At 53.2% G+C, this 10321-nt stretch carries 7 protein-coding genes; 6 read left to right on the top strand and 1 reads right to left on the bottom strand.

Annotated elements, in window-relative coordinates:
- The first annotated feature begins 352 nt into the window (after positions 1–352).
- The 3 genes from L6R44_RS12215 to L6R44_RS12205 are packed head-to-tail and all read left to right on the top strand — an operon-like array spanning position 353 to position 5462.
- Entirely contained in the window at positions 353–1438 is a 1086-nt protein-coding gene (locus tag L6R44_RS12215; RefSeq protein ID WP_046889211.1) for an efflux RND transporter periplasmic adaptor subunit, read from the top strand.
- Complete coding sequence (locus L6R44_RS12210; protein WP_237424371.1) at positions 1438–4500, top strand: efflux RND transporter permease subunit; 3063 nt, start codon at positions 1438–1440, stop codon at positions 4498–4500. The genes L6R44_RS12215 and L6R44_RS12210 overlap by 1 nt, the downstream gene beginning before the upstream one ends.
- Positions 4497–5462, top strand: coding sequence for an acyltransferase (locus L6R44_RS12205; RefSeq protein WP_237424370.1), 966 nt, complete (start codon positions 4497–4499; stop codon positions 5460–5462). The genes L6R44_RS12210 and L6R44_RS12205 overlap by 4 nt, the downstream gene beginning before the upstream one ends.
- On the opposite strand, the gene pagP is transcribed toward L6R44_RS12205, so the two are convergent.
- Positions 5459–6034 carry a lipid IV(A) palmitoyltransferase PagP gene (gene pagP, locus L6R44_RS12200; RefSeq protein ID WP_046889208.1) on the bottom strand — a complete coding sequence of 192 codons (576 nt, stop codon included), beginning with the start codon at positions 6032–6034 and terminating at the stop codon, positions 5459–5461. The two genes, L6R44_RS12205 and pagP, sit on opposite strands and share 4 nt — an antisense overlap.
- A gap of 215 nt (positions 6035–6249) precedes the next feature.
- On the opposite strand from pagP, the gene L6R44_RS12195 reads away from it, so the two are divergent.
- The 3 genes from L6R44_RS12195 to L6R44_RS12185 all read left to right on the top strand — a co-directional run bounded on the left by L6R44_RS12195 (position 6250) and on the right by L6R44_RS12185 (position 10307).
- Positions 6250–6729 (top strand): DUF2778 domain-containing protein, encoded by a 480-nt coding sequence (locus tag L6R44_RS12195; RefSeq protein ID WP_337249843.1) that lies wholly within the window; start codon positions 6250–6252, stop codon positions 6727–6729.
- A gap of 1405 nt (positions 6730–8134) precedes the next feature.
- Positions 8135–9091, top strand: coding sequence for a D-2-hydroxyacid dehydrogenase family protein (locus L6R44_RS12190; RefSeq protein ID WP_237424369.1), 957 nt, complete (start codon positions 8135–8137; stop codon positions 9089–9091).
- 95 nt (positions 9092–9186) lie between these two features.
- A protein-coding gene (locus L6R44_RS12185) for an IS3 family transposase (protein WP_237424368.1) occupies positions 9187–10307 on the top strand; the annotation gives its coding sequence in 2 pieces (ribosomal slippage) (positions 9187–9445 and positions 9445–10307; 1122 coding nt in all).
- Positions 10308–10321 lie beyond the last annotated feature (14 nt).

Raw genomic sequence — 10321 nt, 5'->3', positions numbered from 1 at the left:
AAAGCGCATTAAATGCAGGGGGTTGCCCTTAATGCCAGTTACGGAAAAAAGAGATGAATGATATTAAACGTAGCACAGGAATTTCAGGTTTAGCGCGTCCCCACTGCTAATGGTTATTTAACATTTATCTTTTCGCCGACTATGCTCATAGTCAGCCGCCGCTTCCGGCTCATGGAGGAATGTATGTATGGTTTAAGCCTGCTCCGCCTCGGTTTGTTTATCGCGCTTGCCATTATCGCCAGCACGGCAATTGGTTTATTTACCTATATGGTCGTCACTGTTCTGGCAGAATAGTGTCACTCCCTGCCCAGGTTATGGAATAAATAAAACAGTTATTTATCAGGGGAATACAGTGAATCGCTACCTCTCTCTTTTACCGTTCGTTTTGTTAATGCTCACGGCATGCGACCCGAAATCCGAGCAAGCCGCCCCCCTGCCCAGGATGGTAAAAGTGGCAGAGGTGACGGTTCCCGGTCACGCCCAGCAGCGCGTTTTTCCTGCCCGCATTGAATCGGGTGATGCCACAGACCTTTCCTTCAAGCGCGCGGGTCAAATTGAGGCGCTCGATATCCGTCAGGGCGCAGCCATCAAACAGGGCCAACAGCTTGCCAGACTGAACTCTCGTGAAGCCCAGCAGCGGGTTAACGACAGGCAGACGGCGGCGACGCTGGCTCAGAGGCAGTTCGATCGCTTCCAGACGCTGGCGGGCCGCCAGGCGATTTCGAAAGCCGAAATGGACGTGCAGCGTGCAAACCGCGATTCGGCGAATGCGGCGCTGCAGATTGCCCGAGAAGAGTTGAATCAGATGACGCTCGTCGCCCCCTTCAGCGGAACGGTGGCCAGCGTGCATGTCCGAAACCATCAGGTGGTGTCTGCGGGTCAGCCTGTTGTGACTTTAACCCGCACAGACCTGCTGGACGTGGTGTTTAGTATTCCTGAGAACCTGTTCAGGACCTTTGATATTCGTAACGCGCAGTATCGCCCCGTGGTGAGAATTAACGCCTTCCCGGATCGGGAGTTTACCGCCGTCTATAAAGAGCACTCGGGCAGCAGCGACAGCAACACCCTGACCTGGCAGGTGATCCTCACCATGCCGCGCCCGGATGATTTTCCCGCCGTGGGCGGCGTCAGCGGTACGGTGACCATCAATTTAACCAATCTCCCGGCAGGTGCGGGCGCTGAGGCACTGGTCGTCCCGGTGGAGGCGGTCTTTAACCCAAACAACAGCCCGCGTAATGAGCCGCACGTCTGGGTCGTCGCGGGAGAAGGCGACGCGCTCCATCTTGAAGACCGCAAGGTCAGCGTGGGGCAAGTCACCACTGAGGGCGTTGTCATTACGCACGGGCTCAAGGCGGGCGAGCGCGTGGTGGCTGCAGGCGTGGGTGAGCTTCATGCTAACCAGCCGGTGCGTATCTGGACGCGTGAACGGGGACTATAATGGATATCTCTCGCCAGTTTATTAATAACCCCGTTCGCGTCTGGCTAACGATCCTGCTGCTGGGCATCGGGGGCATTTTCGCCCTGCTGAACATTGGCAGACTGGAAGATCCGGCCTTTACCATCAAAACGGCCGTGGTCATTACCCACTATCCTGGTGCCTCTGCTCAGCAGGTGGAAGAGGAGGTCACGCTGCCCCTCGAGAATGCCCTTCAGCAGCTGCCTTATCTGGACAATGTCAGCTCTATCTCATCAAACGGCTTGTCGCAAATCACCGTGAACATTGCCTCGCGCTATCATTCGAACGAACTGCCGCAGATCTGGGACGAACTGCGCCGTCGCGTGGGCGATGCCGCGCGCCAGTTCCCACCCGGCGTCGTGACGCCCTTTGTAAATGATGATTTTGGCGATGTCTTCGGCTTTTTCTTCGCGATTTCCGGGGATGAATTCAGCAATCCTGAGCTGGTGAGGTATGCCGAGCAGCTGCGTCGTGAACTGGTTCTGGTCCCCGGCGTCGGTAAAGTTGCCATCGGCGGGGCCATCAGCCAGCAGGTCAACATCGATATTTCCCTGACCAAAATGGCCGCGCGCGGCATCACGCTGAACCAGCTTTCCGCCCTGCTCAGCAGGCTGAACGTGGTTTCCAGCGCCGGAGAAATCACCTCGGGAATGGAATCCATTCGCCTGCATCCAACCGGTGAGTTTGAAAATCTGGATGAACTGGCCGATCTCATCATCACCCCTCCCGGCACCGGGGCAGCGACGCGTCTACGGGATATCGCCACGCTGTCGCGCGGGCTGAACGAATCGCCCGCCAGTATCTACCATGCTAACGGCAGAAAAGCCGTCACGATGGGCGTCTCGTTTATTCCCGGCGTGAACGTGATCGACGTGGGCCACGCGCTGGAGGCGAAGCTAAACCAGATGTCGGCGGAAAAACCGGCCGGGATACACATCGACCTGTTTTACGATCAGGCCGCCGAAGTGGGCCACTCTGTTAACGGGTTTATCATTAACTTCCTGATGGCACTGGCGATTGTTATCGGCGTGCTGCTGATCTTTATGGGCGTACGCAGCGGGATCATCATTGCGTTCTCCCTCGCGCTTAACGTGCTGGGTACGCTGCTGATCATGTATCTGTGGGGCATTGAGCTGCAGCGTATCTCGCTCGGGGCGCTGATCATCGCCCTCAGCATGCTGGTGGATAACGCCATCGTGATAGTTGAAGGGGTGCTGATTGCCCGGCAGCAGGGCTCCCCGCTGCTGACCGCCGTGAACTACATCATCCGCCGCTCCGCCCTGCCGCTGCTGGGGGCGACGGTGATCGCCATTCTCGCGTTTGCCCCTATCGGGCTGTCGCAGGATTCCACCGGGGAATACTGTAAATCCCTGTTCCAGGTGCTGCTGATTTCCCTGATGCTGAGCTGGTTCTCTGCGCTTACCATCACGCCGGTGCTGATTAAGTGGTGGTTGTTTAAAAACGACGGCGCAGCTGTGAAACCCGACGAGTCAAATCCTTATGACAAACGCCTCTACCGACTTTATCAGCGTCTCCTGAACGCGCTGCTGTTCCGGAAAGCGCCGACACTCATCGTGATGGCTGCGCTGCTGGCAGCGTCAGTCTGGGGTTTTGGTGCCGTGCGGCAAAACTTCTTCCCCTCGTCTAATACGCCGATTTTCTTTGTCGACCTCTGGCTACCCTACGGCACCGATATCAAATGGACCGAGAAGATGACCGGCGATATCGAGAAAACCATCAACGGCCAGCCCGGCGTGGAAACCACCGTCTCAACCATTGGTCAGGGGAGCATGCGCTTTATTCTGACCTACAGCGGACAGCGGCAGTACAGCAACTACGCGCAGATCATGGTGCGTATGGATGACCAGCGCAGCATCTCCGCGCTGACGCGCCACGTGGACGAGTACATCGCGCGTAACTACCCGCAGGTCAACGCCAGCACGAAACGGGTGATGTTTGGGCCCTCCGGCGACAGCGCCATTGAAGTGCGCATTAAAGGCCCGGATCCTGACAGGCTGCGCCTGATTGCCAGCCAGGTAGACGACATCCTCACCCGCGACCCGGCCACGGGCAGCGTCAGGAACGACTGGCAAAACCGTAGCAAGGTGATCCGCCCACAGTACGTCGCCGCGCTGGGACGCGAGCTTGGCGTGGATAAGCAGGACGTCGACAACGCGCTGGAGATGAATTTCTCCGGCAGCCGGGCGGGGTTGTATCGGGAAGGCAGTGACCTGCTGCCCGTGGTGGTGAGGCCCCCGGAAAGCGAAAGGCTGGACGCCAGCCACCTGAACAACGTGCTGGTGTGGAGCCAGACGCGGCAGCAGTATATCCCGCTAAGTAACGTCGTCAGCCGCTTCTCGCTGGAGTGGGAAGATCCGCTCATCCTTCGACGCGACCGCTCGCGGGTACTGACGGTTCAGACGGACCCGGACCCGCTGAGCCAGCAAACCTCCGGTGATATTCTCGCCCGCGTGAAGCCGCAGGTGGATGCCCTTCCCCTGCCACACGGCTACAGCATCGAGTGGGGGGGCGACGCGGAAAACTCCAGCGAAGCGCAGCAAGGGCTGTTCACAACGCTGCCTCTCGGGTATCTGGTGATGTTTGTCATTACGGTGCTGATGTTCAGCTCGGTAAAAAATGCCGTCGCCATCTGGCTGACCGTACCGCTGGCGCTGATTGGCGTCACGCCGGGATTTTTAATTACCGGCATTCCCTTTGGCTTTATGGCGCTGATTGGCCTGCTGAGCCTGAGCGGCATGCTGATCCGCAACGGCATCGTGCTGGTGGAGGAGATTGAACAGCAGAAAACGCAAAAGGATCAGCACAGCGCGATCGTTTATGCCGCCACCTCGCGACTTCGCCCTATCCTGCTCACCGCGTTCACGACCGTACTTGGCCTGGCACCGCTGCTGCTGGATGTTTTCTTCCAGAGCATGGCCGTTGTGATTATGTTTGGACTGGGGTTTGCTACAATCCTGACGCTGCTGGTACTCCCCGTGATCTATGCGTGTTTCCATCGTAAGGACGAAGCCAGACAACAATGAATGCGACAGGGCTGAACATTATCAAGACGCTGGGCTGTATGACGGCGGTCACCTTCTTCACCATCTACAATACCTGGGATCATTATGATTATGACTATCACTGGATCCTGGGGTTTTTAACCTTTATCTCGACCATCGCCACGCCGCTGTTTTTTGTGGTGTCGGGCTATCTCGACGGACAGTCCCGGCACGGCACGCGCTGGCAGCTGGGTAAAATTAAAAGTCTGGTGATTGTTTTTCTGTTCTGGATAACGATCTACTACCTGTGGGAGCCTTATCAGCGCGGGTATTTAATCCAGCCGTGGTTCGTGTTCGCCTTTGTCGTGATTTACACCTTCCACCCTGCGGTAGAATGGCTTAGCCAGCGGCGAGCGCTGTTCTGCGGCGCGATTGCTGCTCTGCTGCTTTTTTCCTACGGATACGATCTGCTCTCGGCGCTCTATCCTGAAACGCACGTCCTTTCCCTGTCACCGCAGTATCGGCTGTGGACATGGCTGCTGTTTTATCTGACGGGGCAACTCTTCTGCGACCCGAAAATCGCCGAGTGGATAAGCCGCAAAAATGTGGTCCGGGCGGCGGTTGTCGCCATCCCGTTTATCTATCTCTTCACCTGGTTTTACGAGCGCCACTTCTTTTTTGCCCTGTTTAAGGCCGACAGAAACGCCTTTATTCTCACCGGCTCGCAGATCTACATCCTGATTATTGCCCTGGTGGTTGCGGCGAACGGCGTGCGCTTTCGCCGCAACGCCGAATTCAAAGAGTCCGTTCTGGCCGCCATCAGCAAAACGATGACCGGCGTGTATATTGTGCACTACTCGGTGTTTCACCTGCTGACGGCGCTGATACCGGTGACCTCCCTCGGCATAAAACTCTCGCTGATTGTGCTCACGTTCGTCACCTCTGTTCTCTTCTCCATGCTGGTAATGTCTAACGCCGTGGCCAAAAAGGTGATCACCCTTTAAAAGCCTAAGCGCAGCCAGGCAAAGAGCACGTTGCCGTTATTGTAGGTACCTGGAATATAGGTGAACTGGACGGTAACACGCTTATACCCGGCCGAAAACAGCGGGAAGATGAACGGTAGCGGGACATAGTTCGCAAAATCATCTCGCGCCGTGATGCCCGCGGCGGCACCGAGCCCAAGGCGGAAATCTCTGGCATTATCCAGATACCAGCCCTTCTCCCAGCCATAGCCCATCGCGGGCTGCCATTCGTTGTGCGAGTCCTTGAACATCATCGCGAAAAGCGCGCTCCAGTTGCCCTCTTCGTTATAGCGGGAGACGCCCAGGCCACCGCCCCACGGCATTTCGTTGTAATTGTCGGTTTTTTCTTTGTCATACATAAAGCGAGCGTGCCAGCTCAGAAACGGCAGGTACAGATCGTAACGCTGAGGCTGCTCCCAGGTTTGCGAAATATCGTCCGTCAGCGCGTCCCACCAGCCGCTGATACGCTGTTCACCATAGACGTTGGGCTGAGCATGAAGTGGTACGACGAACAAAAAAAGGACAATCCAGATTGCCAAAAAGGTGCGTTGCATCTTTATTCCCTCAGCTTGAGTATCTCAGCAAATACTATAACCAAAAACTATTCAGCTGACCTGCACCAAAGCTTTCCTGCCCTATACAAAAAAATATAGTGGGATAACCTGTTGTCTATTATCTATTATCATTCCTGCCAGTGGAAATTCGTAACTGGAGTAAGAGCTTGCAGATTTGCATGATGGATTATGGGCGGCTGTCGTCAGATGGAAGTATGCTAAAGCTGGATTGTTACGGAATTGGCTCGTTCGATGTTCTGTCAGGGATCGAGCGATATATTAACAATCCAAACTGCTCAGATATTGAAAAGGCCGCTATCCCTCCTGGAACCTACTGGATTGTCGATCGACCAGCTGGAAGCCTGGCTAATCAAATTAGGGCGGAGTTTATTGATATGGTCCACCTGTATAAAAATCACCATTCCGAATGGTTCGGATTATACAGTTCACAAACTATGAGCGATCATGTCTATTTAAACGGTGCTCAGCGAGGAAGCTTCAGGCTTCATCCCCTTGACACCGATGGAACCGGCGTTTCATGGGGATGCATCACTTTATACCGATCCGCTGACTTCCAGATTTTACAAAATGCACTACTGGGGAGAAAAAAATCAGGGTGCCCGGTGGAAAAGGCTTATCGGCTTATGGCCGTATTGATGTTCGTGGAATACCAGACTTTAGTAAATGTGACGTGAGAGGAAAACCATACTTTATATTGCACTCCTAATCGCATGTTTTATGATCATCCCTGCCCGATGGATAGAGAGCGTCGTCATGTCACATCTTCAGGTATCAGGCGATGGTGAAGAGGCCATGAATAATTATGAATTTACAGCGATACTCATCAGACTGGGCATTTCAGCGGTAGCAGCGTTTGTATTGCTATCGCTTCCCAGGCTTTTTAAAAGATAACGCCGTGAGGCCGTGGCATAAATCAGGCCTCACTTCTTACCCTTAAAACACCTCCCACTCACTGAACATCAGAGGCTCACCCTACCCGCAATGCCGATCTTCCTTAGTTGAGCTGTAAGGCCAGTAAAACTGACGTCAAACCCCCTTACTCACACCCGTTACGACCATACGCACTGCCCCCGCGGTTTTCTCCGGATAGTTGTTTTCGTCTGTGGCGTAGCGGCTTACGCTCTGAAGGTCATCGCCTGGTACTGTGAGTTCGCCCAGGTCCTGACCTTCCGGTCGTGACTCTGTGGCCATCGGTACGGCACCGATACCTTCCACTGAAAGACTGTCTTTGATTGCCATTTCTCACAATCCGATACGATCCCGCACTTCGGCTTGCGCCTTCTCTCCGGCTTCAGCGGATTCAGCGGATTCAGCGGATTCAGAAGAGTTATGACGATATACCGACTCTTCCTTAACAGCTTTCGTTACGACCGTCACCGGCGTGGTTGCCCCTGAACTTGCCCCGTCAGTGCCATCGTTGCGATCCACATTCCAGAGGTAGATGAGAGGCCATAACGTTGCCAGCCTTTCACATTTCACTTAATGACCTTCCGACATAAAAACGGCGTGTCGCAAAGGGCTGACCCAGTAAAGCGCCTCAAGACTATCTTACCAGGCCCGGCGCAGAAGATGCAGCGACGCGTTCAGCCCATAAACGGGGGCTCCCCGGGCGTTAGCGCCTGAAACTTCCACACCGCCTCGTGATGAGCCAGACCGTTTCGGTGGTCAGATGTGGCCACAGCAGAGAAAGCTTCCTTGACTCTTCATATTCAGCCGTAAGCAGATTTGTCCAGGATCCAACGTCCAGCCCGGAGCTCATGCGCTCAGGGGTCAACGGTATACCGGCGTCGATGATACGCTTCGAGACCTGGCGTACACAGGTCCCCCAAGCGGTGAAATGATACATCGGGCTGTCGTCGAAAAAGTTTTATATTGTCTATGTATGATTTTGCAATTTTAAATGCTGCTATAAAATAAATGAATAAGCTCTGTTAATGTAATCTTTACAAGAAAGGCCTTCCTGATACACTTAATTTCGTTCATTATATTAAATGTTATTAGTGGCGGGAAAAGCTATATATTATATTTCCTAACCTTCAATAATATCAAAGTGAAACCAATCAAGAATCAGGGTGAATAATGTCTATTCAAGTTCTTATTCCAGATGATTATCAGTTAGCAACGACCCAGCTCAACTTTCTGCAAAACAATGATAAATACACCTGTGTTTCCGTTGGTGATTTGAGTAAAGCAGCCCATCTTGAAAATCAGCTTTCTACTGCACAGGCGTTAATATTAATCAGAGAAAGAACGGTAATTGACGAAGCTTTTTTAAGACGAACTCCTAATCTTAAACTGATCAGTCAAACTGGCAAGTTAGCCAGAATTGTTGATATTGATGCATGTACCCGGGCCGGGGTGGCCATAGTGGAAGGTGTTGGTTCCCCTGTTGCTCCCGCTGAATTAACATGGTTGTTAATTATGGCTTCCAGAAGAAAATTAATTGCGTCAGTGGACGCCATGAAAAAAGGGTTGTGGCAAACAGACATTGGTTCTGCGGTAAATAATCAACTTATCGGAATACTGGGTTACGGGAAAATAGGCAAGAAGATCGTAAATTATGCTCAGACATTCGGGATGCGGGTGCAAATATGGGGGAGTCAGCGTGCGCAAGAAGAAGCTCGTTCCGTTGGATTGCATGTGCCGGAAAATCGAGAGCAGTTTTTTTCCACCTCTGACATCATCACAGTACATCAACGCCTGGTGGCGCAAACTGAAGGAAATATTACCCTCAGTGATCTTTCTAAAATGAAAGGGGATGCTTTATTTGTGAACACAAGTCGTGCTGAGCTTGTGTCAGACGGCGCGCTTTATGAGGCTTTGCGGCAAGGCCGTCCCGGATATGCGGCTCTGGATGTCTACGAGCAAGAACCCGTCTATGATACTGATAACCCTTTCTTAAAAATGCCGAACGTTCTGTGTACACCCCATCTGGGTTATGTAGAAAAGGCGAGCTATGAATTATATTTCAAAGCAGCCTTTGATAATGTGGTTCGTTTCTTTGAAGGTGATACCACACACGTTATAAATCTCTGACCAAAAAAAAAGAGGAAATCCTATTGACCTGCTCCCCGTTGATTAACACACCCCGATGTTAGTAATGTCTTCATAAGCCACATGAGGACATACCCATGAAGAAGCGTTTTTCCGACGAACAGATCATCAGTATTCTTCGCGAAGCGGAAGCCGGGGTTTCTGCCCGTGAGCTCTGCCGTAAGCACGCCATTTCCGATGCCACTTTCTACACCTGGCGCAAGAAGTTTGGTGGCATGGAAGTTCCTGAGGTGAAGCGGCTTAAATCTCTTGAAGAGGAGAACGCCCGCCTCAAGAAGCTGCTTGCCGAAGCCATGCTGGATAAGGAGGCGCTTCAGGTGGCTCTGGGGCGAAAGTACTGACGACAGACCACAAGCGGGAAGCCGTTAAGTTTATGTGTGATGCGACCGGTCTGTCGCAACGTCGTGCCTGCAGGCTTACTGCTTTGTCTCTGTCGACCTGCCGCTACGAGGCTCAGCGTCCGGCGGCTGATGCGCATTTATCAGGGCGCATCACTGAGCTGGCACTGGAGCGCAGGCGTTTTGGCTACCGCCGCATCTGGCAGCTGCTGCGTCGGGAGGGCCTTCACGTCAATCACAAGCGGGTATACCGTATTTACCACCTTAATGGACTGAGCGTAAAACGCAGACGACGCCGTAAAGGGCTGGCAACCGAACGGTTTCCGCTTCTGCGCCCGGATGCGCCGAACCTGACATGGTCGATGGATTTCGTTATGGACGCACTGGCCAACGGTCGGAGAATCAAGTGCCTGACCTGTGTGGATGATTTCACGAAGGAGTGTCTGACGATCACCGCTGCTTTCGGTATTTCAGGCGTTCAGGTCACGCGTATTCTGGACAGCATCGCGCTGTTTAGGGGCTATCCGGCGACAATAAGAACCGATCAGGGCCCGGAATTTACCTGCCGCGCGCTCGATCAATGGGCCTTTGAGCATGGTGTGGAACTACGGCTTATCCAGCCAGGTAAGCCAACGCAGAACGGATTTATTGAGAGTTTTAACGGACGCTTTCGCGATGAGTGTCTGAATGAACACTGGTTCAGCGATATTCTTCATGCCCGGAAAACGATTAATGACCGGCGGCAGGATTATAACGAGTGCCGTCCCCATTCATCGCTGGATTACCAGACACCAGCTGAATTCGCAACGGACTGGCGAAACAGGAAATATGAAGAAAAACCAACCGACATTACTAACTGAAGGTTGTATCTAAT

The sequence above is a fragment of the Enterobacter cloacae complex sp. ECC445 genome (genome assembly GCF_021892025.1).
Classification (GTDB): domain Bacteria; phylum Pseudomonadota; class Gammaproteobacteria; order Enterobacterales; family Enterobacteriaceae; genus Enterobacter; species Enterobacter chengduensis.
The sequence above is the reverse complement of the archived record's forward strand: the minus strand, read 5'-3'. Positions and strand labels throughout refer to the sequence as shown.